The 24,727-nt window shown below is 55.9% G+C and carries 26 protein-coding genes and 1 pseudogene; 10 read left to right on the forward strand and 17 right to left on the reverse strand.

Going from position 1 to position 24,727, the window contains the following annotated elements; all coding sequences use genetic code 11:
- Window positions 1-123 precede the first annotated feature (123 nt).
- From IEV29_RS15330 to IEV29_RS15340, 3 genes are all read left to right on the forward strand, one after another.
- Window positions 124-465: a zinc ribbon domain-containing protein YjdM gene (locus tag IEV29_RS15330; protein WP_188382210.1), complete on the forward strand. Its 342-nt coding sequence runs from the start codon at window positions 124-126 to the stop codon at window positions 463-465.
- 89 nt (window positions 466-554) lie between these two features.
- Window positions 555-1,085 carry an SET domain-containing protein gene (locus IEV29_RS15335; RefSeq protein ID WP_188382211.1) on the forward strand — a complete coding sequence of 177 codons (531 nt, stop codon included), beginning with the start codon at window positions 555-557 and terminating at the stop codon, window positions 1,083-1,085.
- 131 nt (window positions 1,086-1,216) lie between these two features.
- A complete protein-coding gene (locus tag IEV29_RS15340; RefSeq protein ID WP_188382212.1) occupies window positions 1,217-2,068 on the forward strand; it encodes a glucose 1-dehydrogenase in 852 nt (283 codons plus the stop codon).
- An 82-nt stretch (window positions 2,069-2,150) separates the two neighbouring features.
- On the opposite strand, the gene IEV29_RS15345 is transcribed toward IEV29_RS15340, so the two are convergent.
- The 4 genes and pseudogenes from IEV29_RS15345 to sugE form a co-directional block, all read right to left on the reverse strand.
- Complete coding sequence (locus IEV29_RS15345) at window positions 2,151-3,980, reverse strand: DEAD/DEAH box helicase (RefSeq protein WP_229726442.1); 1,830 nt, start codon at window positions 3,978-3,980, stop codon at window positions 2,151-2,153.
- A 129-nt stretch (window positions 3,981-4,109) separates the two neighbouring features.
- Window positions 4,110-4,721 carry a sugar O-acetyltransferase gene (locus IEV29_RS15350; RefSeq protein ID WP_229726443.1) on the reverse strand — a complete coding sequence of 204 codons (612 nt, stop codon included), beginning with the start codon at window positions 4,719-4,721 and terminating at the stop codon, window positions 4,110-4,112.
- A 66-nt stretch (window positions 4,722-4,787) separates the two neighbouring features.
- Window positions 4,788-5,114: pseudogene (locus tag IEV29_RS15355) on the reverse strand (antibiotic biosynthesis monooxygenase family protein).
- A gap of 67 nt (window positions 5,115-5,181) precedes the next feature.
- The gene (sugE, locus tag IEV29_RS15360) at window positions 5,182-5,496 is read right to left on the reverse strand and encodes a quaternary ammonium compound efflux SMR transporter SugE (protein ID WP_188382213.1); all 315 of its coding nucleotides are present in this window, start codon (window positions 5,494-5,496) and stop codon (window positions 5,182-5,184) included.
- A gap of 246 nt (window positions 5,497-5,742) precedes the next feature.
- Here sugE and IEV29_RS15365 point away from each other — a divergent pair, with 246 nt between their 5' ends.
- Together IEV29_RS15365 and IEV29_RS15370 are read left to right on the forward strand one after the other, a co-directional pair.
- On the forward strand, window positions 5,743-6,387 hold the full coding sequence (locus tag IEV29_RS15365) for a DUF2076 domain-containing protein (protein WP_188382214.1): 645 nt from the start codon (window positions 5,743-5,745) through the stop codon (window positions 6,385-6,387).
- A 228-nt stretch (window positions 6,388-6,615) separates the two neighbouring features.
- The gene (locus IEV29_RS15370) at window positions 6,616-8,928 is read left to right on the forward strand and encodes a DEAD/DEAH box helicase (RefSeq protein WP_188382215.1); all 2,313 of its coding nucleotides are present in this window, start codon (window positions 6,616-6,618) and stop codon (window positions 8,926-8,928) included.
- A 78-nt stretch (window positions 8,929-9,006) separates the two neighbouring features.
- Here the strand turns inward: IEV29_RS15370 and IEV29_RS15375 are convergent, their stop codons facing one another.
- Together IEV29_RS15375 and IEV29_RS15380 are read right to left on the reverse strand one after the other, a co-directional pair.
- Window positions 9,007-9,363 carry a response regulator gene (locus IEV29_RS15375; RefSeq protein ID WP_188382216.1) on the reverse strand — a complete coding sequence of 119 codons (357 nt, stop codon included), beginning with the start codon at window positions 9,361-9,363 and terminating at the stop codon, window positions 9,007-9,009.
- Window positions 9,360-10,817, reverse strand: a complete 1,458-nt coding sequence (locus tag IEV29_RS15380) for an ATPase domain-containing protein (protein ID WP_229726444.1) — start codon at window positions 10,815-10,817, stop codon at window positions 9,360-9,362. The genes IEV29_RS15375 and IEV29_RS15380 overlap by 4 nt, the downstream gene beginning before the upstream one ends.
- Window positions 10,818-11,095: 278 nt before the next feature.
- On the opposite strand from IEV29_RS15380, the gene IEV29_RS15385 reads away from it, so the two are divergent.
- On the forward strand, window positions 11,096-11,473 hold the full coding sequence (locus tag IEV29_RS15385; RefSeq protein WP_188382218.1) for a response regulator: 378 nt from the start codon (window positions 11,096-11,098) through the stop codon (window positions 11,471-11,473).
- Between the two features lie 61 nt (window positions 11,474-11,534).
- Here IEV29_RS15385 and IEV29_RS15390 read toward each other — a convergent pair whose 3' ends face one another.
- The 5 genes from IEV29_RS15390 to glmS form a co-directional block, all read right to left on the reverse strand.
- On the reverse strand, window positions 11,535-11,993 hold the full coding sequence (locus IEV29_RS15390) for a hemerythrin domain-containing protein (RefSeq protein WP_188382219.1): 459 nt from the start codon (window positions 11,991-11,993) through the stop codon (window positions 11,535-11,537).
- Between the two features lie 190 nt (window positions 11,994-12,183).
- Window positions 12,184-12,432, reverse strand: coding sequence for a hypothetical protein (locus tag IEV29_RS15395; RefSeq protein ID WP_188382220.1), 249 nt, complete (start codon window positions 12,430-12,432; stop codon window positions 12,184-12,186).
- 132 nt (window positions 12,433-12,564) lie between these two features.
- A complete protein-coding gene (locus tag IEV29_RS15400) occupies window positions 12,565-12,954 on the reverse strand; it encodes a response regulator (protein WP_188382221.1) in 390 nt (129 codons plus the stop codon).
- A gap of 9 nt (window positions 12,955-12,963) precedes the next feature.
- Window positions 12,964-13,458: a GAF domain-containing protein gene (locus IEV29_RS15405; RefSeq protein WP_188382222.1), complete on the reverse strand. Its 495-nt coding sequence runs from the start codon at window positions 13,456-13,458 to the stop codon at window positions 12,964-12,966.
- A 402-nt stretch (window positions 13,459-13,860) separates the two neighbouring features.
- Window positions 13,861-15,678, reverse strand: coding sequence for a glutamine--fructose-6-phosphate transaminase (isomerizing) (gene glmS, locus IEV29_RS15410; RefSeq protein WP_188382223.1), 1,818 nt, complete (start codon window positions 15,676-15,678; stop codon window positions 13,861-13,863).
- A gap of 144 nt (window positions 15,679-15,822) precedes the next feature.
- Here glmS and IEV29_RS15415 point away from each other — a divergent pair, with 144 nt between their 5' ends.
- Entirely contained in the window at window positions 15,823-16,305 is a 483-nt protein-coding gene (locus IEV29_RS15415) for an Lrp/AsnC family transcriptional regulator (protein ID WP_188382224.1), read from the forward strand.
- A 16-nt stretch (window positions 16,306-16,321) separates the two neighbouring features.
- Here IEV29_RS15415 and IEV29_RS15420 read toward each other — a convergent pair whose 3' ends face one another.
- Window positions 16,322-17,194, reverse strand: coding sequence for a LysR family transcriptional regulator (locus tag IEV29_RS15420; protein ID WP_188382225.1), 873 nt, complete (start codon window positions 17,192-17,194; stop codon window positions 16,322-16,324).
- A gap of 124 nt (window positions 17,195-17,318) precedes the next feature.
- Between IEV29_RS15420 and IEV29_RS15425 the strand changes: the two genes are divergently transcribed.
- Window positions 17,319-18,494, forward strand: coding sequence for an MFS transporter (locus tag IEV29_RS15425; protein WP_188382226.1), 1,176 nt, complete (start codon window positions 17,319-17,321; stop codon window positions 18,492-18,494).
- A 47-nt stretch (window positions 18,495-18,541) separates the two neighbouring features.
- Here IEV29_RS15425 and glmU read toward each other — a convergent pair whose 3' ends face one another.
- A complete protein-coding gene (glmU, locus tag IEV29_RS15430) occupies window positions 18,542-19,900 on the reverse strand; it encodes a bifunctional UDP-N-acetylglucosamine diphosphorylase/glucosamine-1-phosphate N-acetyltransferase GlmU (protein WP_188382227.1) in 1,359 nt (452 codons plus the stop codon).
- 96 nt (window positions 19,901-19,996) lie between these two features.
- Here glmU and IEV29_RS15435 point away from each other — a divergent pair, with 96 nt between their 5' ends.
- Window positions 19,997-20,839 (forward strand): DUF6279 family lipoprotein, encoded by an 843-nt coding sequence (locus IEV29_RS15435; RefSeq protein ID WP_229726445.1) that lies wholly within the window; start codon window positions 19,997-19,999, stop codon window positions 20,837-20,839.
- 18 nt (window positions 20,840-20,857) lie between these two features.
- Here IEV29_RS15435 and IEV29_RS15440 read toward each other — a convergent pair whose 3' ends face one another.
- Genes IEV29_RS15440 through IEV29_RS15455 form a run of 4 tightly spaced genes read right to left on the reverse strand, consistent with a single transcriptional unit; the run spans window position 20,858 to window position 23,167 of the window.
- Complete coding sequence (locus IEV29_RS15440; RefSeq protein WP_188382229.1) at window positions 20,858-21,469, reverse strand: FMN-dependent NADH-azoreductase; 612 nt, start codon at window positions 21,467-21,469, stop codon at window positions 20,858-20,860.
- The gene (locus IEV29_RS15445) at window positions 21,466-21,945 is read right to left on the reverse strand and encodes a GNAT family N-acetyltransferase (protein WP_229726446.1); all 480 of its coding nucleotides are present in this window, start codon (window positions 21,943-21,945) and stop codon (window positions 21,466-21,468) included. The genes IEV29_RS15440 and IEV29_RS15445 overlap by 4 nt, the downstream gene beginning before the upstream one ends.
- The gene (locus IEV29_RS15450; protein WP_188382230.1) at window positions 21,942-22,697 is read right to left on the reverse strand and encodes an SDR family oxidoreductase; all 756 of its coding nucleotides are present in this window, start codon (window positions 22,695-22,697) and stop codon (window positions 21,942-21,944) included. Before IEV29_RS15450 ends, IEV29_RS15445 begins: the two co-directional genes overlap by 4 nt.
- 32 nt (window positions 22,698-22,729) lie before the next feature.
- Entirely contained in the window at window positions 22,730-23,167 is a 438-nt protein-coding gene (locus IEV29_RS15455) for a carboxymuconolactone decarboxylase family protein (protein ID WP_188382231.1), read from the reverse strand.
- Between the two features lie 114 nt (window positions 23,168-23,281).
- Here IEV29_RS15455 and pdxR point away from each other — a divergent pair, with 114 nt between their 5' ends.
- Window positions 23,282-24,718, forward strand: a complete 1,437-nt coding sequence (gene pdxR, locus IEV29_RS15460; protein WP_188382232.1) for a MocR-like pyridoxine biosynthesis transcription factor PdxR — start codon at window positions 23,282-23,284, stop codon at window positions 24,716-24,718.
- Window positions 24,719-24,727 lie beyond the last annotated feature (9 nt).

Genomic DNA, 24,727 nt, shown 5'->3' on the forward strand with positions numbered 1-24,727 from the left:
GTGTCATTTTTACAAACAGAATTTTCCATGACGGTGGTGGCATCACAACGACTGTTTCAGAGCGGTGAAGGTCATCCTTTATACTGCACCACCTTATCGCATTACCAGAGAAAAAATCCCTTCATGAGTGCATATCCTGCTTGTCCGCGCTGCCAGTCTCCTTACACGTATGAAGACAATGGCCTGTATAACTGCCCTGAGTGTGCGCACGAATGGTCACCGCATGCCGTGCAGGAAGACGGCGACACACAACGCATCTATCGCGATGCCGTCGGTGCCATCCTCAACGATGGCGATACCGTCAGCATCATCAAGGATCTCAAGCTGAAAGGTGGTGGTGGCGTGCTCAAGATTGGCACCAAGGTCAAAAACATCCGGCTGGTCGATAGCGATCACGATATCGACTGCAAGATCGATGGCTTCGGCGCCATGAGCCTCAAGTCAGAGTTCGTCAAAAAAGTCTGACGCATTCCCGCACAATGTGGGTTGCCGCGCACACGTCTTGCATGCAGCACCGGTAGAATCACCTCGGCCTCATCAAAGGATTTACCGTCATGCCTGCCGCATCGTCTCCTGCATCAAAGACTGCTGTTCGATCCAGCAATGTTCCCTACATCGTCAAGAGCTCGTCGATCCATGGTCGCGGCGTATTCGCGCGCCGTGCCATCGCGCCCGGCGACGCCATCATCGAATACACGGGAGAACGTATCAGCTGGGACGAAGCCAATCGCCGTCGTGACGACAACGATCCGCTCAACCTGACCTACTTCTTCACGCTCAACGATGGTCGCGTGATCGATGGCGGCGTCAACGGCAACGAGGCGCGATACATCAACCATTCATGCGAGCCCAATTGCGAAGCGATCGAGTACGAAGACGGCAGCGTCTGGATTCATGCGCTCTATGGCATCGCGCGCGGCGATGAACTCAGCTATGACTACACGCTGGTGTATGAAGGCCGTCACACACCCGCGATCAAACGCGCCTTTGCCTGTCATTGCGGGGCGCCGACATGCAGCGGCTCGATGCTGATGAAAAAGAACTCCGCGCGCTATCGTGCCAACATCAGGCTGATGCAGGGCTGAGCGCCCCGTTAGGCAAGGTGCCGGCAGACGGCGCGACATCAACGCTGACATCCATCCGCGTTTCTCGCCGACAGATTTGCGCAAGACGTTTACCTACCATGCAAGAAGCCAATTGCATACAAGGAGACGTCATGGATCAGGCCACACTGCAACCGCCCCAGCAGCAAACACCGCCCGGCAAGGAAGCATTGCTGCAACCGCGTGCCGACCACGGTGAGAAGAGTTACAAGGGATCGGGCCGCCTTTTGGGTAAGGCCGCCATCATCACCGGCGGCGATAGTGGCATCGGTCGTGCCGTCGCACTGGCCTATGCACGCGAAGGTGCGGACGTCCTGATCTCTTACCTGAACGAAGACGAGGACGCGCAAGAAACAGCGCGGCTGGTTAATGAGGCAGGGCGCAAAGCCGTGCTCGTGCCGGGTGATATTTCCAAACCGGCGCACTGCAAACTCATCATCAACAAAGCCATCGCGGAATTCGGTAGGCTCGACATCCTCGTCAACAACGCCGCCTATCAGATGTCGCACGAATCACTGGACGACATTTCCGAAGAAGAGTGGGACTACACCTTCCGGACCAATATCTCGGCCATGTTCTATCTGGTCAAGGCGGCCGTGCCCCACATGAAGCGCGGCGCCTCCATCATCAACACCGCCTCCATCAATTCGGACACACCCAACCCGACCTTGCTGCCCTACGCCGCCACCAAGGGCGCAATCCAGAACTTCACCGGCGGCCTTGCACAACTGCTTGCAGAAAAAGGCATCCGCGCCAACGCCGTCGCACCTGGCCCGGTATGGACGCCATTGATTCCATCGACGCTACCGCCTGATGCCGTTGCCAGCTTTGGCGAGAAATATCCAATGAAGCGTCCAGCGCAACCGGCGGAGGTTGCGCCACCGTATGTGATGCTGGCGAGTGATGAAGCGAGTTATATCTCGGGCGCGACGATTGCGGTGACGGGTGGAAAACCGATGATTTGATCGGGTGAACATGAGATTGATACGAAATTCTTCTACTCATGGTTTCTGCAAGAGTGAGAAAGAACTGGATTGCTCACTTTGGTCAGATCGCTATTGCTTTACTCATTTTTTCTACCAGTGGCGATGTAGTCGAATGTGTCATGATCAATTCATTGGTTGAGCGTGTCATTGCGACGTATAGCAATCGTGCCTCTTCTTCAAGCGTGTTCGCATGTTTTGGTGTGAAGTCTATTCCCGGAATGGCAACGAACGGAAACTCCAATCCTTTGCTGCTATGCATCGTCACAATTTTCACGCTATTGTGATTCGGGTTGAGGCCTTTTTTCTTGTCTCCAGACCATTCAAACGGAATACCTTTTTTCTTGAGCATCTCCATCGCGATGCTGTCGACGGGCCTACCTCGATAAATGATTGCCATGTCGCACCAAGGCATTCCAATTTTATGGGCATCTTGCAAACGCGAAATCAGATGTGCGATTTCATCTCTAAGACTGGGTAGTTTGATCAATAGAGGTTTGGGGCCGCGTCGTCCTGTGCTCATTGGTTGTACTGTTGGGGCCTGATCCTCTTCGACATCTTTAGGATTCAGTAGCTCATCGGCAAAGGCACGAGCAACGGCCAAAATTTCTGCGGTATTGCGGTAATTGAGCTTGAGAACGGTTGTGCGTCCTTTTGCTTGGATACCAACGCTGGAGAAAGAAAACTTGATTTTCTTGGCGCCGCCGTAAATCGATTGTGCATCGTCGTATAAAACGAGCAGAGGGTTACTGTCAGGGTGGATCATTTGAACGATCAGCTTGAACCACTCAGATTTAAAATCGTGGCCTTCATCAATGAGCACAGCATCGTATTGGGCAGAAGGAATAAGTTTATTGTCGACAGAACGAATAACTTTTTCGACAGAGGAAGAAAAGTATTCTTCTAAATTTCCTGTATCTGGTGGCAGGCCAACGTTGTAAGTGTCGAGTTGCCTGCGGCACCAAGCGTGAAAGCTAATGACATGTACTTTGTTTGAAACGCCTTTGGTTTGCATCAAACTTTGCAGTTTGGTTGCAAGCGTTCGGTTGTAGCAAAGAACCAAAATAGGACGGCTACAAACTTTTGCTAAATGTTCGGCTCGATAGCCGAGTATCAATGTTTTCCCTGAGCCGGCGACTCCATGAATAATGCGATGACCTTCGCCTAGACTGCGTGCCAGTTGTTCCTGCTGTAAGTCCATGACGCGGATCAGGTCGGGTATTTCGACTTCGCTGTTTTCGTCAGTGCTGAACAATTCTGCCTGCCCGCCGATACGAATCTCTGGAAACATGTGCCATCGGATGCGATCGATTTGCGGTAAGGAGAGCTGGCGTTGAAATTTGAGAGGGAACATGTCCCACAATCGTTTCTGAAATGCTTCTGCGTCAACGCTCGGCACCATCTCATCTTTGCAGATCACAAGATGTGATGGGATTGCGTTTCCCATTTCGTGCGCATCAAACTGGGCTCGATCAATATTAGTCAGTACGACGCCGTGTCCATATGAAAAGGCAACCTTCCCTTTTAGTGAGCCGCTGGGAAATACAAGTTGAGGATCGCGCTCCAGTTTGCTTGTGATGGCAAACATGTATTGCCGCGCTTGTTCGATTGGATTGATCAGTGTCTTGAGCGTGCCATCAAAGGCCAGCATGACGTGCTGTTTATCGAGACTTTGAATTGATGTCAGCTTCCAGTCTTTTACTTCAAGAACGAGTAAGCCGCGATTGGGATGAAAGACGACAAAATCTGGATGTCTTGTCTGTTCGCCGATAGAAACGTCATACCAGCATAAGTAATCGTCTTCTAGCTTTTCTTCTAGACGTTCGGCAAAACGTCTTTCTCCCGCTGTCATGCGGGATACAACGCTGCCAATTGCCGGAATCAGAATTGCCACCTTCGTGCTCCAAAATCATGAAGCACTAATGATCAGTGAAAACTGCCTTAATGCAATTATTCTATTAGGGAAATTTGACAGTATTTGACGTTTTATCCCATATATATGGGATAAAAATGAAAGACGTTGTTAGATTTGGCGAACAACCTTCGCCGGATTCCCCACCGCAACCACATTCGCCGGCACGTCCTTCGTCACCACCGCCCCCGCGCCAATCACACTGTTCTCGCCGACTGTCACACCGGCGAGAACAATCGTGCCACTGCCGATCCAGACGTTGTCGCCGATGACGATGGGTTTGGCGGCTTCCAGTCTTTTCCAGCGTAGTTCCGGTTCGACCGGATGCGTGGGCGTCAGCAATTGCACGTTGGTGCCGATCTTGACGTTGCGGCCGATGGTGATGGGGGCGACGTCGAGAGCGACGAGGCCGTAGTTGATGAAGGTGTCGTCACCCACGTGGAGAAAACGGCCGTAATCGATATAGAGCGGCGGGCGGATGTTGACGTTGTTGCCCAGACTGCCAAGCAGCTTTTCCAATACCTTGTTACCGGCTTCGATACTGACGGCGTATTGCGTGTCGAACTCGCGCATCAACAGATAGGCGCTGCGCTGTTCGGCGGCGAGTTCTTCATCGTCGGCGGTGTACAGATCGCCGGACTGCATGCGTTCGAGCTGGCTGCGGGTATCGGTCGGGTTGTCGTGCGACATGCGATTCTCCTTGTCTGGTGCCTTGATGGCCATGACTGCATCTTCAGATAAGGCGGCAAATCGGCGCGTTGGTTCCTTGCCGGTTGTCTGCTTGCTGCCTTACGTTGTCTGACTGCTGTTTTGCAGGCCGAGCCCGGACTGACCGTATTCGCGAATGACTTCACTGATGACCACGCGGTAGCCGTCGAGCCAGTTGCTTTGTGCGGCTTTGGCTTGCAGATGTGCTGGGTGTTGCATCAGGGCTTACAGCGCTTCCATCGATTGCCAGTAGTAGACGTTGGCGTAGAGACCGGTGTCGGGGTTCTCCCATGCTTCTTCACCCAGATAGCCGGGGATTTCCTTTGCTGCGGCTGCGATGGTTTGATCGAGACGATGAAAGGCATCGTCAAAATTCTTTTTGCCGAAGATGAAGGTTGACGCATACATGGCGACTCCACAAGAACGAAAAACGGCAGGCACATTGCTGTGCCTGCCGTGCGCGATGGTGTTGCGATCAGGAAGACAGCTTCATCAGCACGATGCCGCAGATGATGAGTGCAGCAGCAAGTATCCGCATGAGGCTGGCACCTTCGCCCAGCACAAAGACGCCCACCGCAAAGGCGCCGACCGCGCCGATGCCGGTCCAGATCGTGTACGCAGTACCAAGTGGCAGCGTGCGCATGGAGATCGACAGTAGCGCAAAGCTGGCAGCCATGAACACAAAGGTGATGATGGTTGGCGTGAGGCGGGTGAAGCCTTCGGACTGCTTCATGGAAAATGCCCAGACAACTTCGAGCACGCCGGCGATGACAAGATAAATCCAGGCCATAGGGCCCTCCTGTAGAAAGAAAGGTTGGGCCGTCCCAGACTGATTCCCAAAAGCGGGGGAGGTCGTCCTCCTGCACAAAATTATAGCTCGCAGGCAAAGTTGTGGCAGGGCCATATCAAATTTTGCATGTGTGGTTGCAAGGCGTTGCACCACAGTTGTATCCGGTTGTATCAGTACGTGCGATCCGGGGAACGTCTGCCATCATGGCTGTCCAATTCAAGTATCCCTACTTTCAGGAGACATGACATGAATCAACAGGACCGCCAGGCTATTGATGCCCTCTTTCAACGCATTGGCGACGTGGAACGTCAGGGTGCGTCACGCGATCCCGAGGCAGAACAATTGATCGCCGAGCATCTGCGCGCCAACCCGGCTGCCGCCTACTATCTGGCGCAAACCGTGATCGTGCAGGACCAGGCACTCAAAAATGGCCGTCAGGAAGATGGCATCACGCCGCCACATGGCGATACCTTGTCGGCTGCCGGTACGCCGTTGCGAGGCAATCCCTTGAACAATACTGCGCAAAATACCGCCACCAGCGATGGTTTCGGTCAGGGGTTTGGTCGTTCGGCACCGAACTACGCACCGCAACAACCCGCCATGTCCACGCAGTTTGGCAATAGCGCACAAGGCGGAGGGTTTTTGGCAGGTGCGGCACAGACAGCAATGGGTGTGGCGGGCGGCATGATGCTTGGATCCATGCTGGGCGGCATGTTTGGCGCAGGCAACGCCCACGCAGCAGAGGCCGGCAAGGATCAGGCAAGCAACACCGACAGCACGGCTGCAAGTGATCAGGGCAGTGGCGCAGGCGAGGCCGATGCGGGTGGCGGCGGCTTCTTTGACGGTCTGTTTGGCGGTGGCGATGATGGCGGTGGGTTCGACGACATCTGACCGGACGTTTGACGGGAAACGGCTGCATTGGCAGCCGTTTTTCTTTGTGGCGTAACGCGTCGAGTTTGTCGGTAGCGGTTATCGGCTTGTATCCAATCGGTGGCAAAGCAAGGCAAACACAGTTTTTTCAGTCGCTTTTGCGTGAATGCCATCAGTGTGCTGCGGCAAAGAGAGTAGACTGCGAGCATCTTCGCGCTTTTGCGCCTCTTCCTCATTCTGCGAGTCATCATGTCCGATACATCCTCCCCACTGTTTGCCGACCTTGATCTGGGCGAGCCTATCCTGCGCGCGCTGACCGATCTGGGTTACGAAGCTCCTTCGCCGATTCAGGCCGCGACGATTCCGCTGTTGCAAGCCAATCGTGATGTATTGGGGCAGGCACAAACGGGTACCGGCAAGACGGCGGCGTTTTCGTTGCCGATCCTGTCGCGTCTGAATATCAAGCAGACAACGCCACAGGCGCTGGTGCTGGCACCAACGCGTGAGCTGGCGATTCAGGTGGCCGAGGCATTCCAGACTTATGCGAGCCATATTCCCGGTTTTCATGTGTTGCCGATCTATGGTGGTCAGAGTTATGGCGTGCAGCTGAGTGCGCTGCGTCGTGGTGTGCATGTGGTGGTCGGGACCCCGGGGCGGGTGATCGACCATCTGGAAAAAGGCTCGCTCGATCTGTCCAAACTCAAGACGCTGGTACTCGATGAGGCCGACGAAATGCTGCGCATGGGCTTTATCGACGATGTGGAAACGATTCTGCAAAAGACGCCCGCGTCGCGCCAGACCGCGCTGTTCTCGGCCACCATGCCGCCAGCGATCAAGCGCATCGCCACCACCTATTTGAACAATCCCGAACAGATTACCGTCGCAGCCAAAACCGGTACCGCCGACAACATTCGTCAACGCTACTGGCTGGTGAGCGGCATGCACAAGCTCGATGCGCTGACCCGCATCCTGGAAGCGGAAACCTTCGACGGCATGATCATCTTTGCGCGTACCAAGCTGGGCACCGAAGAGTTGGCGAGCAAGCTGCTGGCGCGCGGGTTTTCTGCCGCAGCGATCAATGGCGACATCCAGCAGCAACAGCGCGAACGCACGATTCAGCAACTGAAGGACGGCAAGATTGATATTCTGGTGGCGACCGATGTGGCGGCACGTGGTCTGGACGTCGAGCGCATCAGCCACGTCATCAACTATGACGTGCCGTACGATCCGGAAAGCTACACCCACCGTATCGGTCGTACCGGTCGTGCCGGTCGCAGTGGCGAGGCGATTCTGTTCATCTCGCCGCGCGAGCGCAATCTGTTGAAGGTCATCGAGCGCGCGACGCGTCAGCCGGTGGCACCGCTGACGCTGCCCAGCGTGCAGGACGTCAACAATGTGCGGATTGCCCGCTTCAAGCAGCAGATCAGCGACACGATTGCAGCCGGTGAACTGGATATCTTCCAGTCACTGATCGAGGATTACGAGCGCGAGCACAATGTGCCCGCAGTGGAGATCGCGGCGGCACTGGCCAAGATTGCCCGTGGCGATGTACCGCTGCTGCTGGATAAGAAATCCAGCGCACGTGAGTTTGACGAGCGCCCTGCAACCCCGGCACGTTTCGAACGTGAGCGCGGTGACCGGCCAGAGCGCTTTGATCGTACCGAGCGTGCCGAGCGGACTGAACGTCCGGCCATGCCACGCAAGGAGCGCGTCATCCGTGCGCCGGACGAAGGCATGGAAACCTTCCGTATCGAAGTCGGCCACAATCACGGCGTCAAGCCGGGCAACATCGTTGGGGCGATTGCGAATGAAGCCGAACTGGACGCCAAGTTCATCGGTCGCATTGAAATCTACGACGATTACAGCACGCTCGATCTGCCGCAGAACATGCCGGACGATCTGCTCGACCATCTGAAAAAAGTCTGGGTCGCCGGACAACAATTGAACATCAGCCGCGATAGCGAAGAGGCTGCGCCAGCATCTGCCAGCAGACCGGCCCGCAAGGAAAAGGCGGGAGGCAAGGAAAAAGCCGCAGCGAAGTCATCGCCACTGGATCGCTTTGCCGAGGAAGACAGCAAGCCGGCGCGTCAGGAGCGGGAGCGCAATCCGGTCAGCGACGACGTGTCTGAGGACGACCCTGCGCCATCGAAAAAGGAGCGCGCCGCACGCAAGACCAATGCGCCGGCAATGGATGCCTATCGTATCGAGGTGGGGCGTCACCATAACGTCAAGCCCGCCAACATCGTCGGCGCGATAGCCAATGAAGTCGGACTGGATGCCAAACACATCGGCCGTATAGAAATCTTTGACGACCACAGCCTGCTCGACCTGCCGCAAGGCATGCCGCCGGAAGTGTTCCGTCAATTGCAGGGCGTGATTGTGGCAGGGCAAAAACTGCGTATCAGCCCGTCCGGTGATCGTCGTCCGCAGGAAGTCACGCCAGCCAAAAAGATTGCGCTGGCCGGTCCCAACCAAGGTGGTGATCGTCGCGTCCGCGAAAAGGAAAAACGCGGTTACGAAGGCAACGTGCCGTTCCGCACCAAATCGCCCCGCAAGGGTTGATCGACGGGTCTCTGTTGTCGCGGGAGGGTGGGAACAATGCGAGGCGCGTATGGCGTGGGCCAACGCGATGATGCCGACTTAATTGGGCAGCAGTGACTGTACCGTCTGCATCAGTTCATCAAACTGAAACGGCTTTTTGAGGAAGCGGTCTACCGTGATGCTGGACAGATCATGCCGGTCCGGTGCGGCGCTCATCAGAACAAAGGGAACGTCGGCCAGGCGAGCATCGTTCTGAACGTGCTTGCGAAAACTCACGCCATCCATCACTGGCATCATGCAGTCCGAGATGATCAGATCCGGTACGCGGTCCTGCAGCAGTGCGAGGGCCGCGCTGCCATCCGATGCCGTAATGACGGCATAGCCGTACACTTCGAACAGCAAGCTGAACGTTTCGGTGATGTCGATTTCATCATCGACGATCAGGATCAGCTTCATTGAGGTTGATCCGCCTGCTTGCCGCTCTTGATGTCGGAGATGTAGCCGTCAATGGTCACGCCCTGATCGGAAATGATGACCAGATGGTTGGCGTTGTCGTAACCGTTCTCACGCAGTTTCATTACCGACATCTGGCGCAGATGTGCATCGTTGTGCTCGACGAATTCGAGTAGCAGGATGTTCTCGTACAGCGCGGAGGCGCTGGAATCATTGCCGCGGCCGGGATCAGTGATGTAGTTGAGCTGCTCGGTCACAAAGGTCGTCACGTCCTTGACGCGCAACTCGTTCAGCAATGCGATCATGAATGACGGTGCGCGTCCGGGATGCATGCAGATCTGGCGAATCCCTTCCACACCATCGATGAACAGACGGCGGACACCGCGCTGCCTGACGGTGTCGAGGATGCAGCTTGCCAGCTCGTCAGGCAACACTTCCAGAGGCAGTTGCCACATGATCTCAAGTTGCCCGCGTGCGACCGGTGTTGCCAGATCGATGCCGATGCGACGCGCCTTTTCGATCAGACGTTGGGGCGATTCATAGAAGCCGACGATCAGGCCCGGTTCACCATTTTTCAAACCCTGATCGATAAAGTGCAGGCCCATCGACGTTTTGCCGACCCCCGGACTGCCCAGCAGGTTGGTCACGGACGCCTGCACGATGCCACCGCCGACGACCCGATCCAGACTCAGAATGCCGGTACTGATGTAGTTGCCGGTGGCGGCAGGCGGGGCATTTTTCTTGCCCACGATCGTTTCCAGCCTTGGATACATGACGATACCTTCCGGGCGAACCGCAAAGGCATGTTTACCCAGCAGATGGTTGGCACCGCGCATCTTGAAGACCTTGACCTCGCGTACCAGACGCATGCCTTGCTCATACTGGCTCAATTCGATCAGACCATCGACCAGCGTGTTTTCCGAATCCGGGATATTGCCCTCGATCGGCGACAGCAAAAAGGTCGTGCACCCCATCGAGGCAACCAGCGAATTCAGCGAATGCATGAATTCCGACAGGTCCAGATCCGATGGGCTGGAGTTGCGGATCGAGCGGAAGCCGTCGACGAGCAGAATGCTTGGCTTTTGCTCCGACAGCGATGCCGTAATCAGCTTGAGCAATTCACGCAGGCCGCCGCGGGCCAGACTTGGATACGCGCCGTGAAACATGATCTGGTTGCCGATCAACGTTTCGTCATAGAACGAAAAGTTACTGACGTGGTTGATCATTTTGGCGTGCGATTCGGCAATCAGCGTCAGGATCAAGACCTTCTCGCCCTTCTTGGCGTGCGCAAATCCCATCTGGCAGGCCAGCGTGGTCTTGCCGCTGCCGGCCAGGCCCTGAATCAGATACAGGCTGTGCTTCGGCAATCCGCCGCCGACAATCTCGTCAAACCCGGGAATGCCGGTTTCCATCAGTTGGATACGCCCTTGTGACTGTGTTGAGGCACTGGTCGTCATGGATGCCTCGCTTGAATTATTTCCGTTGGCCATGATGTGAGTGGGGCTGAGTTGAATACGCGGATAAGGGAGCCGGCAGATCGGTTTGCAAAATGCAAAGATAAGACCTTAGCACAGGCATGCTTTCCCGTGCTCTTCCTTCTGCCTGACGATGCGAACTTTTTGACAGGGACTTGTATGAGAAATCGCCGGATTTTCTCACAGCAGAATTTCCATTTCCCCTACATATCTTGCGGCGCATTCGTGCGAGGATAATTGAAAATGAATGGAATCCTTTTATGCAGAAAATCCTCATTGTCGACGATGAACGGGATGCCGTTGATGTGCTGAGCCTCATGCTGGAAATGAGTAGCTTCGACGTCGTGGTGGCGTACAACGGTGCACAGGCTTTCCGTCTGATCGAGGAAAAGCGGCCGGATTTGATTCTGTCTGATTTCATGATGCCGGAGCTGGACGGCGTGTCCTTGTGTCGCAAGGTCAAGGGTGATCCGCAGACAGCGAACATTCCCTTCATCCTCATGACGGCGGCGAAGGGGCTGATCGAGGACGTCCCGGCCGACCGCATCATTACCAAACCCATTGAATTAGGTAACCTGCTGGAAACCTTTGAGCAGGTGTCGAAGTCAAGTGCGCCACGGCTGCGCGTGGCTTTCTGATGCATTCCCATAGCTAAACCAGTCCGATTGCACTTTGTCGCAACAATCGGGTTCACTGGATTTACTTACTTGCCAGCACATGGTGCATGCGCTGGTAATCCTTGCGGTACTGCGTTGCCAGCCTGGTCTTCTGGGTGTCGCTGAGAATTTTTCCAGAGATCTGGAAAAACTTTTTCTCTTCTTCCTTGAGATGATGATGTACCAGCTTGGAAAGCTCCTTGGCATGATTCAGCCAGGCTTCGCCTGATGGATCGAGACTGGACAGCTTTTCGACTGCCTCATCAATCTTGTGATGCTCGGACAAGGCATGGCGCGATGGGTCCAGGCCCATGTCGTTCATCAGAATCGGCGCATACAAAAAGCGTTCTTCAGCGGCAGCGTGTGCAGCCAGTTCTTCCGCCAGTTCCTTGGCGAGCGCTTTGCGGTTATCACCTTTGGGCGATGCACGCAGCATTTTGCGGCACAACGTGCGCTGCAGTTCGTGACTGGCTCTCAGGGCTTCGTAAATATTCTCTGACATGGCTTGTCCTTGATGATGAATGGGCGGCGATCCCTGCGCGGATTGCCGATTTCCATCTCGATGGTAGCCACGCACCTGTCAGAGCATCGGTGCTGTTTCGCACATTGACTGACAAGAAACCGGAAGCGAACGATCGCTTCTCCGACGGAAATCGGATCAGAAAAATGCCGTGATGAAAAGGATGGCGGGATTATGCGCCGGCAGCGTTGTGTCTGGTTTGTGTGGCGCGCAACAGGGTTTGCACACCGTTGAGCAGGTCGCCCTTGGTCATGCCCGGTTCGATGTGGATGCCGTAATGGGCGGCTTGTTCCAAGTGGACGGGCAAGGCAGGTTCTTCCTGATCTTCGCGTACGGTGATGGAGGTGCGGATGGCGTATTCGAGCGCTTGCAGATGCTCGATTCGATAATCGGCGAGATTGGTGATTTTTGCAGAACCCACGGTGACACTCCCTTGCTCATTCATCATGGCGTTTTGGCATGCCATGCCTGAAAGCTTACTCCTTCCAGCGCCTTGCATTGTTAAATCGTGGTCAGTAACCGGTAGTCCGGTGTTGTGACCTGATGCCACAGTTCAATTCTTTGGAGCGGTAACCAGTTCAATCGTGGTGATCACATCACGCACCTTGAAGGGCTTGAGCAGGATGCGGCTCACTTTCAGCGCCTTGAGCTTTTCTGCAAATTCGCCATTGCAACCGGGTGTGATGATGGCAACGGGAAGGTCGGACGGTGCTCTGAAAGTCGCATCGCGCAGTGCCTGCAAGAATGCCAGGTCGGCAGCCTCGTCATCGATGTTGGCGATGAGTGCAGAGATGCGGTCATGCATCAGATACTGGCGTGCGGCACTGAGGGAAGTGACTTTTCTGACGGTGGCCAGATTGAGCTGGTAAGCGGTCGAGGCGATCACGCTGCCGATCATGGGATTCTTTTCGACCAGCAGGATGTTGTGTTTGTCCGTACTCATGCTGGCGTCCTAGCGCTGATCGCGATTGACGAGCTCTTCGACAACCAGATCGCGTAATGAACCAAGAATGGCCAGAGCCACGCTGTCCATGTCGCGTGGCACGCTATCGATCAGGCACAGCGTGCCGATGTTCTGGCCAGCTGGCAGTTGCAGCGGCGCCCCGGCGTAAAACCGCACATGCGGCGCGCCTGTGACTACAGGGTTGTCATGGAAACGTTCGTCTTTGGTTGCATCGTTGATCACCATGATGTCGTTTTCCATGATCGCATGACCGCAGAATGAAATCTCGCGGTTCGTCTCACAGACATCCAGGCCAACACGAGCCTTGAACCATTGCCGTTCGGCGTCGATCAGCGAGATCAAGGTTATCGGTACATCAAATTCCTGCGCGGCGAACTGCACGATGCGGTCAAACCGTTCTTCCGGTGGCGTATCGAGAATGAGCAACTGTCGCAAGGCATGCAGTCGGTCTTCTTCGTTGGGCGGGATCGGTGCTTTGATCATGACGCGTGCTCCTTGTATGCGTAAGGATTTGCAGGCGTCATTCTCTTGGCTGACAGGTGAATGTGTCAACCGTGCCCGGACGTGCCGGTCACGCGTGAATGACAGTGTAGGGAACACCGTCAGGAATTGGTGCCGGTATATTTTCGAACCGCCGGCTCCGGTCTGTGTGGACGCTGGCACAACGGCACAGCAATCCTTGAGCGCTACCTTAATCGTCGCGCTTGCAAACGGCAACGAACCATTTTCTATATCGATATAGCGTTGCTGTCCGAAGGACCGGGTTTGCAGGGGAAGGTTGTTGGGGTGGACGTCAGGCGGAGCTTGTCAGCCGTTGTGCCGGGCGAGGTGTGTTGTGCCTGACAAGTGTCAATGAGCGCTGGCTCATTGACACTTGTCAGATGCTTACTCGACGGTGACGGATTTCGCCAGATTACGTGGCTTATCGACGTCAGTACCACGTGCGAGAGCCGTGTGATACGCGAGCAATTGCAGCGGTACGACGTGGAGAATTGGAGAAAGCAAACCGTAATGCTCCGGCATGCGGATTACATGTACGCCTTCGCTAGTCGTGATGCGTGAGTCGCCATCGGCAAAGACATACAGTTCACCGCCACGTGCACGGACTTCCTGCATGTTGGACTTGAGTTTGTCGATCATCGAATCGGCAGGGGCGACGGTGACGACTGGCATTTCTTCTGTTACCAATGCCAGCGGACCGTGCTTGAGCTCACCCGCCGGATAGGCTTCGGCATGGATGTACGAAATCTCCTTGAGCTTCAATGCGCCTTCCAATGCGATTGGATAATGCAAACCACGACCGAGAAAGAGCGCATTTTCCTTGCGGGCGAAGGCTTCAGCCCAGGCGATGATTTGTGGTTCCAGTGCAAGGACGGCTGTAATGGCGGCCGGCAAGTGACGCATCTCTTTGAGGAAGGCGGCTTCCTTCTCGTCGCTCAAGCGTCCTTTGACTTGCGCCAGTGTCAGCGTCAGCAGGAATAATGCCGCAAGCTGCGTCGAGAAGGCCTTGGTCGATGCGACGCCGACTTCAACGCCGGCACGCGTGATGTAGGCGAGTGCGCATTCACGCACCATCGCACTCGTTGCTGCGTTGCAGATGGTGAGCGTGTGTTGCATGCCTTGTGATTGCGCGTGACGTAGCGCGGCCAGCGTGTCGGCGGTTTCGCCGCTTTGTGAGATGGTGACGACCAGGGCATTTGGATTCGGCACGCTGTCACGGTAGCGGTATTCGCTGGCGATCTCGACATCGGTGCGTACGCCCGCGACGGCTTCGAGCCAGTACTTGGCAGTCATGCCTGAGTAATAGCTGGTGCCGCAGGCGAGGATCAGGACGGAATCGATCTTCTTGAAAATGCCGTATGCCTTGTCGCCAAAAATGTCCGGCGTGATGCTTTCGATGCCTTCGAGCGTGTCGGCAATCGCGCGTGGCTGTTCGAAAATTTCCTTTTGCATGTAGTGGCGATAGGGGCCAAGCTCGACCGCTGCAGTGTGTGCCTGCACGGTTTTGACTTCGCGCTCGACCTGTTTGCCATTGGCATCGATGATCCAGATGCGTTGCATCTGCAGATCGACGACATCGCCTTCTTCCAGATAGACGATCTGGTTGGTGGTGCCAGCCAACGCGAGTGCATCGGACGCGAGGAAGTTTTCGCCATTGCCAATACCGACAATCAGTGGCGAGCCGCGACGTGCGCCGACCACACGATGCGGTTCGTCGCGCGAGAACACGGCAATTGCAAAGGCACCGACCAGTTGTTTGGTGGCGAGTTGCACCGTTTCAAACAGGTCGCCGGTATAGAGATGATCGACCAGATGCGCGATGACTTCGGTATCGGTCTGACTTTCAAACTCGTAACCGGCGGCGCGCAGTTCTTCGCGCAGCTCATCGTGATTTTCGATAATGCCGTTATGCACGAGCGCAATGCGGCCGCGCGAAAAATGCGGGTGGGCGTTGTGCGAGGCAGGCGCGCCGTGCGTGGCCCAACGAGTATGGGCGATGCCGGTAAAACCCTCGAGATGCGCTTCGGCGACCTGTTTTTCCAGTTCGGCCACGCGTGCCGTGCTGCGCGAGCGCTCCAGCTTGCCATCGACGTGCAGCGCAACGCCGCAGGAATCGTAGCCGCGATATTCCAGGCGTTTCAGCCCTTCAACGAGGATGGGAGTGATATTGCGTTGCGCAACCGCGCCGACGATGCCGCACATAGTGAGAGCCTTTTAGAAGCTTAGCGAGTAAAGCGCTCATCCTATTCCAGTTGTGATGGAATAAGTTTTCAAAAAATATGAGAATTTGAATTAAAATTGCCTGAGATCGATATGATGAAATTTAATTTCATTTAGATGGAAAATATGGCTGAATTGGAAACAGAATTGCCCCTGTTGGATGAACTGGACCGTCGCATCCTGAATGCCTTGCAGGCCGATGCGGCGCAGACCAATGCGGATCTGGCGACCGCCGTGCATGCGTCCGCGCCAACCTGCCTGCGCCGCGTCAAGCGGCTGACCGACCTGGGCGTGATTGAAAAGCAGGTTGCCATCGTTGCCCCGAGCAAGGTCGGCGCAGGGTTGACAGCGATTGTCGAGATCACACTCGACAATCAGGCGGCTGAGCGGCAAACCGAATTCGAGCGGCTGGTCGCCGATGAGGCCGCCGTCTTGCAGTGCTACCGCGTGTCACCCGGGCCGGACTTCGTGCTGATGGTGCAGGTGGCCGACATGCCCGCCTATAACGCACTCGTGCATCGGCTGTTTGCCTCGCATGCCAATGTGCGCAACGTGAAGAGCTTTTTCTCCATCCATCGCAGCAAGTTCGAGACACGGATCGCCGTCTGAATTGAGGCCCGGGACGTCAGAACATTTCCAGAAACGCCTTGGCCGCTGCCGACAGTCGCTGGTTTTTCAGCCAGATGATGGCGACGTCGGATTCCAGCGTGGCGTCACTGATTTCCATCGTATGCAACTGCGGGCCGGATTTCAGCGCGGCGGCAGAGCGCGGCACGATGGCGGCGCCCAATCCCAGCTCAACCAGCGTCAGCAGCGCCATGACGTTGTCGCTCTCGCAGAAGACAGTTGGTTCAACCTCGGCAGCACGCAATGCGTCCCATACCATGTCATGCCAGAAGATGCCTTGCTGTCTCTGCATCAATAACAGCGGTTGTCGGGCCAGTTCGGCCAGCGCAATGCTGGCAGGTCGCGCATCGTCGTCGCTTGCGCGTATCACGGCAACCCATGGTTCGGTCACCAGCGGTTTGATGGCATATAGATTGTCATCGACGGGTAAGCGCACGATGCCGGCTTCGATCACGTGGGTATTCAACAGCTCCAGTACGCGGAAGGTATTGCCCTCGCGCCATTGAAACGTCACTTCCGGATAGCGCTTGTGAAAGGCGGCAATCCGTGGCGGCATGGTCAGATGGCCGATACCGGGCGGGCTGCCGATACCGAGTGTGCCACGCAGCCCCTGATCAAATTCGCGTATTTCCTTTGATGTCGCATTGACGAGGCCAAGAATTTGTTCGGCGCGTTGATAAAGCGCATGCCCGGCTTCGGTCAATCGCAGGCTTTTGTTGTTGCGCTCGATGAGTTGCACGCCCAGTTCTTCTTCCAGCGTTTTCAATTGCAGGCTCAGCGGCGGTTGCGCCATGTGCAGCCGGCGTGCGGCACGGCTGATCTGGCCTTCTTCCACAATGGCCATGAAGTAACGCAGTTGTCGGAGGTCCATATACGGGTATTCCTATCAGTGCCTTTATCATACTTAATAAATATGCATATTGAACAAATATAGTATTTTCCTTGTGTATGGCATCTGACTAGACTGGGATGACTTTCATCAACAGGGATGCTTTATGTTGCGACGTTCAACAGTCTGGATCATGGCGCTGACCGGCGGTCTGGTCGTGGCCAACAACTATTACAACCAGCCACTGCTCGTGGAGTTTGCGCATACCTTTGGCGTGACGGAAAAAGAAGTCGGCCCGGTCGCGGCATTGACGCAATTCGGTTATGCGTTTGGCATGCTGCTGTTTTTGCCATTGAGCGACATGTTTGAGCGCAAGCGCATGATTCGCCTGCTGATTCTTGCGGCGATTTGTGCGCTGGTGGCCACGGCATTGGCACCATCGATTCACTTTCTGATTCTGGCCGGATTTGTCGTCGGCTTTACCTGCGTGGTCCCGCAACTGGTGACACCATTCGCTGCACAACTGGCTGACCCCAAGGAGCGGGGCAGTGTGGTCGGGATTGTGATGGGCGGCCTGCTGACCGGGATTTTGCTGTCGCGCACGATTGCAGGGTTTGTCGGTGCGCATCTCGGCTGGCAGGCGATGTACTGGATTGCGGCTGCGATGATGGTCGGTTTGTACTTTTTGCTGGGGCGGACCTTGCCGCAAGGCCCACCAACTTTTAAGGGAAGTTATCTTTCTCTGATGCGTTCGCTGGGCGAACTGATCCGTACGCAGCCGGTATTACGTGAGACATCAATGGTTGCGGCATTGCAGTTTGCGGCCTTCAGCGCGTTCTGGACCACGCTGGTTTTCCATGTACATAACTTCCCGGAGCAATACGGCAGCGATGTGGCCGGTGCATTTGGCGTGATTGGCGTGCTGGGTGCGATGATTGCGCCGTATGCGGGCAAGCTGTCGGATCGCGCGAGCCCGCGTTTGACGGTGATGTTGAGCAGTATTGCGTTTGTGATTTCGTTCGTGATCTTTGGTTGGATTGGTTATGGCCTGATCGGCCTGGCGATTGGTGTCGTGTTGCTGGATATTGGCATGCAGTCGGGTCACGTTTCCAACATGACGCGTAACTTTGCGCTAAACAAAGAGGCGCTTGGTCGTTTAAATACGGTTTATAACGTGACGCGTTTTCTCGGTGGCGGTATCGGTTCGGTCGTGGGTAATCTGGCGTGGGTGCGCTGGCAATGGCCGGGGGTGTGTGCAATGGGTATCGTGCTCTGCCTGTTAGCGATTGTCGTACAGCTCTATTACGGCAGACGGTATGCCACGGTGGCAGTGGCACAATAAAAAAGCGGGCTAAGGCCCGCTTTTTTATTATTATTTGCAGTACTGATTTACTTCTTGTTTTTGACGGGCCGTTGCCAGCTATCGACCGTGATCTGCTTGGCGCGGGAAACCGTCAGCTTGTCGGCAGGCGCATCCTTGGTCAGGGTGGTGCCAGCGCCCAATGTAGCTCCTTTGCCGACGCGGATTGGTGCGATCAATTGTGTGGCGCTACCGACGAATACGTCGTCTTCGATGATGGTGCGTGACTTGTTCACGCCATCGTAATTACAGGTGATGGTACCGGCACCGATATTGACTCGCGAACCTACGGTCGAGTCACCCACATAGGTCAGATGATTGGCCTTGCTGTGCGCGGCGATCTCGCTGTTTTTGACTTCCACAAAATTGCCGATATGGACGTCTTCCGCCAGCACGGTGCCCGGCCGCAGACGTGCGTAGGGACCGATGATGCATTCCGCGCCGACGACGGCCTGTTCAAAATGCGAGTAGGGCCGAACGTGCGCTTGCGCACCGATGCGCGAGTTACTGATCACGCAATATGCATCAATCCGCACGCCATCTGCCAGTACGACATCGCCTTCGAACACGCAACCGACATCGATGCTGACATCACGACCGCAGGTCAGCGTGCCACGAATATCGATGCGATTGGGGTCGGTCAGGGTGACGCCTTGCTCCAGTAGCTGACGGGCGAGATTGCGCTGATGTACGCGCTCCAGTTCTGCCAGTTGTACCTTGCTGTTGACGCCATGGGTTTCCCATTCGTGATCGGGTTGGGCCGATACGACGGGCACGCCATCCTTGACGGCAGCCGCCACGATGTCCGTGAGGTAGTACTCACCTTGCACGTTGTTGTTGGAGAGACTGGCGAGCCAGGTTTTGAGTGCAGCGGTAGGCGCCACCATGATGCCCGTGTTGACTTCGCGAATGGCTTTTTCGTGCTCGCTGGCATCCTTTTGCTCGACGATGGAAATGATCTTGTCGTCTTGGCGAACGATGCGGCCATAACCGGTTGGGTCGTTCAGGTTGACGGTCAGAATACCCAACTTTTCCTTGCCGGCCGTGTCCAACAAACGTTGCAGCGATGCAGCCGTTGACAGAGGCACATCGCCGTACAGGATCAGCGTCGGTACGCCGTCATCCAGTTGCGGCACGGCTTGCGCAACGGCATGGCCGGTGCCCAGCTGCGGCTCCTGCTTGGCAAAGGACAGATCGGCGGCTTGCATGGATTGCGGCACCTGTTCACCGCCGTGACCATAGATCACGCAAAGACGGGTTGGTGAAAGTTGTCGGGCGGTGTCGATCACATGAGCCAGCAGTGGTTTTCCAGCGAGCGGATGCAGTACTTTTGGCAGCGCCGATTGCATGCGCTTTCCCATGCCGGCGGCAAGAATAACAATGTTCATAAAAGGCCATTGAAGAGAATGCAAAATACTATCATGCGCATGCCTGTGCCTTCGTTGCAAAATGCGAGGCGAAATGCAGGAAGAATCTTTCTGGTCGTGGCGTTGCTCGCACTGCTGACCGCATGCAGCGCGGCGCGAATCGGCTTCAATAACGGCAGCACCGTATCGTACTGGTGGCTCAACAGCTACGTGGATTTCGACGGTGACCAAAAGCCGTGGGTCAAACAGCACATCAACGATCTGTTCGCGTGGCATCGCAAGACGCAGCTGCGTGGCTATGCCGAACTCGCTTCCAAGATCCAGCGACGCGATTTATCCACGGTGACGCGTGACGAACTGCTTGCTGATTACGAAGATGGACGTACCCGTGTCCTGGCGTTCAGCGATCGTGCCGCACCGGAGCTGGCTGATCTTGCGCTGTCGCTGAGCAGCGAGCAAATCGGCAATATTGAAGAAAAGCTCGAAAAGAATAACGCCAAATTTCGCAAGGAATATCTGCAAGGCGGCAAGGAAAAACGTCAGGAATTCCGTTACAAGAAAATGATGAAGCAGGCCGAGTACTGGTTCGGCGGTTTCTCGCGCGAGCAGGAAGCGAAGTTGAGACAGCTCTCTGACGCACGTCCATTGAATAACGAACTGGTATTCGACAATCGCGTGCAACGGCAAATGGCCCTGATCGATCTGCTGAAGAAAATCCACGCCCAACGCCCGTCGCATGAAGAAGTGGTACGCATGATCCGTAGCTATGTGGCGTCCGCCAACGCACACTTCGGCAACAAGTCGCATCAGGCATTTTTTGAGTCCACCACCAATGCCAATGCTGCACTGGTTGCGGAGATGATGCATATGGCAACGCCACAGCAGAAATCGCATTTCGTCAAAACCGTGCAGGACTGGATCACGGATTTCAACCGGCTTTCGGCAGAGGCGTCCTCCTGACAGATGGCGTGATCGGCATTAATTCTGGTGAACCTTGCGCACGAATGTCTCACGCAATTGTTGACGCGTGTCGTCGACGGCAGTGTTCACAGCCTCTGCGCCGAATACCAAACCTTGCAACAGGAAGAAATGCGCATCCTTGATGCCGATCGACGCCAGCGCGTAACGCAGATACGGCGTGAGAAAGTCGGCTTGCTTTGCCCGCTCCCCCGCATGAAAGCCTCCCGAACTGACCAGAACAAAGGTCGGCTTGTCCTTCATCAGACCGACCTTGCCTTCCGGCGTTGGCTTGAAGCTGCGATGAATCCGGATTACATGATCCAGCCATAACTTCAAAGTCGCCGGTACGGTGAAATTGTGCATGGGTGTCACGATGAACAAGGCATCGTGTTCTTCCAGTTCGCTGATCAGTTGTTCCGAACATGCCAGTTCCTGCGCATCGTTGGGTGCATTGGCGGTGATCGCCAGCGCATAATCGCGCGTCAGTGGCGGAATCGGTGTCTTTACCAGATCACGATCGGTGATCTGCAGTTTCCCCTGTCCTGCCGATGCGATGATTTCCCGCGCCAGACGATAGCCGTGGCTGGCCTCGCTGTGCGGCCCGCAGTTCAACAGCAAAATGCGTGTCATGTTCGATCCTGTAAGAGTGGTTCCACAAAGTGCATGCCGCGTGCCAGCAGGCCCTGACGGAAATAGAAGCGTTGTGCCAGTGCCATGTGCAATCCCGTGTCGAGTACAAGGTGTCTGCACTGAAGATCGACCGCCCTTTGCCGCACGGCTTGCAGCAGCCGCTCACCCAGGCCGCTACGTTGTTGTGACGCGGTCACGACCAGATCGTCGACATAGATGAAGCGGTCGTACAGCAAATTATCCTGCAGTCGATAGCCCGCCAGCCCGACAATTGCATCGTCCTGCCATGCTGCCAGCAGACGATAGCCTTGCGTCTGCTGGTGTGCAAGCCGGACGATGTAGGCAGCGGGATCCTGCAGATGCGGGCGGAGTTCGCGCATCACGGCAAAGGATGCGGCCAGTTCCGTATCGTTCTCGATGTGTCGCAGTACGATCTGCGGCATGCCTTTCTCCAGCAACGGTAGAGGTTGGCTCATGTCGCAGCCTGCGATTTGGTAAACCATGCATCAAAGCGCGTTGTGCCAAGACTTGCCTTGCCGTCAGGTGTCAGCGACTGATCGCTGATCTGCATGCCGAAGTAGCCGGCTTCGTCATCGGCTATGACGGTACGCGGATCATTGCATTTCGCCAGATACGTTTGCATCAAAGATGCGAGCCTGAATTTCTCTGGTCCAGCCGCGTCGATGGTGGCATTGAGCGGTTGTGCCAGCGCGGTATCAGACACGATCATGGCGATATCGTCGGCAGCGATCGGTTGTAGTTGCGCGGTGGTCAGGCGGACCTCGTTATCGACCGTTCCATACTGCGCGATCCCATCAAGGAATTCAAAAAACTGGGTAGAACGCACGATGGTGTACGGAATGCCGGATGCCTTGATCAAGTTTTCCTGTGCCATCTTGGCACGGAAGTACCCGCTGCCAAGCATGCGGTCGGTACCGACGATGGATAACGCAATGTGATGCCGGACACCTGCACGGGCTTCCGCCGCGAGCAGATGACGCCCCGATGTTTCGAAGAAATCAAGCACGGCCTGATCGTCGAACGATGGGGCATTGCTGGCATCGATCACGACCTGTGCGCCGTTGAGCGCGTCGGCGAGGCCTTCACCCGTCACCGTGTTGATGCCGGTACGCGGTGAGCCGGCAACGACTTCGTAACCGAGTTGGCGCAGATTCTTGACGACTTTCGAGCCGATCAGGCCATTGCCGCCGATGACGAGGATTTTCATGGAAGACCTTTTGTCGTGTGAATGGTGGCGGCTTATTCCGGCATTTTGCGGAAGGCGATCGCAAAGCGGTTCCAGCTGTTGATGGAGGTGATCACCGCTGTCAGTTCCATCAGTTCGGCATCGGTAAAGTGGGGACGGACTGCTTCCCAGACGGCGTCGGGCACGTGATTGTGCGAAACCAGTGTCAGCGATTCCGTCCACTCCAGTGCCGCACGTTCACGTTCCGAGAAGAAAGGGGCTTCGCGCCATGCCGCAACGGTGGCGAGGCGACGCGCGGATTCGCCCGCCTTGGTGGCTTCGCTCACGTGCATATCGAGGCAGAACGCGCAGCCATTGATTTGTGACGCACGCAGACGAACCAGTTCCTTGAGCAGGATGTCCAGAGAACCTTTGGCAATCTGATGTTCGACACCCATCAGTACTTTCATGATGGCTGGGTCGGCGTTGTAGAAATCGAAGCGAGGTTGCATGTGAATCTCCTTGGTGGGCACATCAATCGAAAAGAAGTGGTGTTGCGTTGATGGGTAGTATGCGAATATCTTGGCCGTGTCAGAAGAGCCAAGAAATGCAAAAAGGACTAGGCCATGAAAAAAACTGCCGTTCGTTCTGCCGTGCCGGATCTGCAGATTGATCGGGCGTTGAACGCGCCGATGTATCTGCAAATTTGTCAGCGCTTCAAGAAGGCGATCGAACAGGGTCATTTGCGCGCCGGCGATCGTGTACCGGCAGTGCGGGCATTGGCCACCGAGTTGAATCTGGCGCGTGGCACCGTGGATATGGCCTATCGCATCCTGACGGACGAAGGCTATTTTCAGGTGCGTGGCGCGGCAGGAACGGTGGTGTCACCAACGTTGCCGCAGGCGGTTGTCAGCAAGCCGCAAGTTGATATTCCCAAGCCATCGTCTGCGGTGATCGTGGACCATGATGGCAAGGCACCGAAACCGTTGCAGCTCGGGCTGCCTGCACTGGATGCGTTTCCGCGCAAGGTATGGAATCGACTGGTCACGCATCGCTTGCGTGGCAGCGAGCCGATGCGTCTTGGGTATCCCAACCCGCAGGGTTTTGAGGAATTGCGTGAACGTATCGCGACCTATCTGGGCGTATCGCGTGGCGTGACCTGCGTGCCAGAGCAGGTATTCATCACGACGGGGCTGCGTACGACGCTCGAGCTGACGCTGAGCAGTCTTTCCAGTCCCGGCGATGCCTTCTGGTTTGAAGATCCGGGCTACATTCGGGCGCGTCCGTTTTTACAGAACGCCGCCGTCGAGGTCGTGCCCGTGCCGGTAGATGAGCATGGCCTGATGGTGGATGAAGGGCGGCGCTTGAGTCCTTATGCCCGGTTTGCGATGGTGACACCATCGCATCAGAGTCCGCTGGGCGTCACATTGTCACTGGAGCGTCGCATGGCGTTGCTGGATTGGGCCAGCAACGCAGGCGGCTGGATCATCGAGGATGATTACGACAGCGAGTTCCGTTATCAGGGACGGCCTTTGCCTGCGTTGAAAAGTCTCGACAAGAATGATCGCGTGATCTACGCCGGCACCTTCAGCAAGGTGATGTTTCCGGGGCTGCGGCTGGCCTATGCGGTGGCGCCGCTCAGTGCCGTGGCGCGCTTTCAGGCGGTGTCGTCGAATCTGAACGCAGGTTGTCCATATCTGTTGCAGGCCAGCGTGGCCGATTTCATGGCGGAGGGGCATTTCCCGCGCCACCTGAAAAAGATGCGGCAACTGTATGCGCAACGCCGCGCCGTGATGCAACAGGTATTTCAAAAGACGCTGGGAGATCGTGTCCGTATCGATTTGCAGCCCGGAGGCTTGCACGTGCTGGCCAAACTTGCCGAAAGTGAGAACGATATCGCGCTGGCAGCGCAGGCACGTGACGCCGGACTGGCAGTCCATCCGCTATCCCGCTGGTACATCAATGCAAAGCCGCGTCAGGGATTGATGATGGGCTTCGCCAATGTGCCGGATGAAAAGGAAGCCTTGCGTCTGGCAAGACTGCTGAAACGGGCGTTAGGCTGACGCAGACAT

The sequence above is a fragment of the Oxalicibacterium faecigallinarum genome (assembly GCF_014635705.1).
GTDB classification, from domain to species: domain Bacteria; phylum Pseudomonadota; class Gammaproteobacteria; order Burkholderiales; family Burkholderiaceae_D; genus Oxalicibacterium; species Oxalicibacterium faecigallinarum.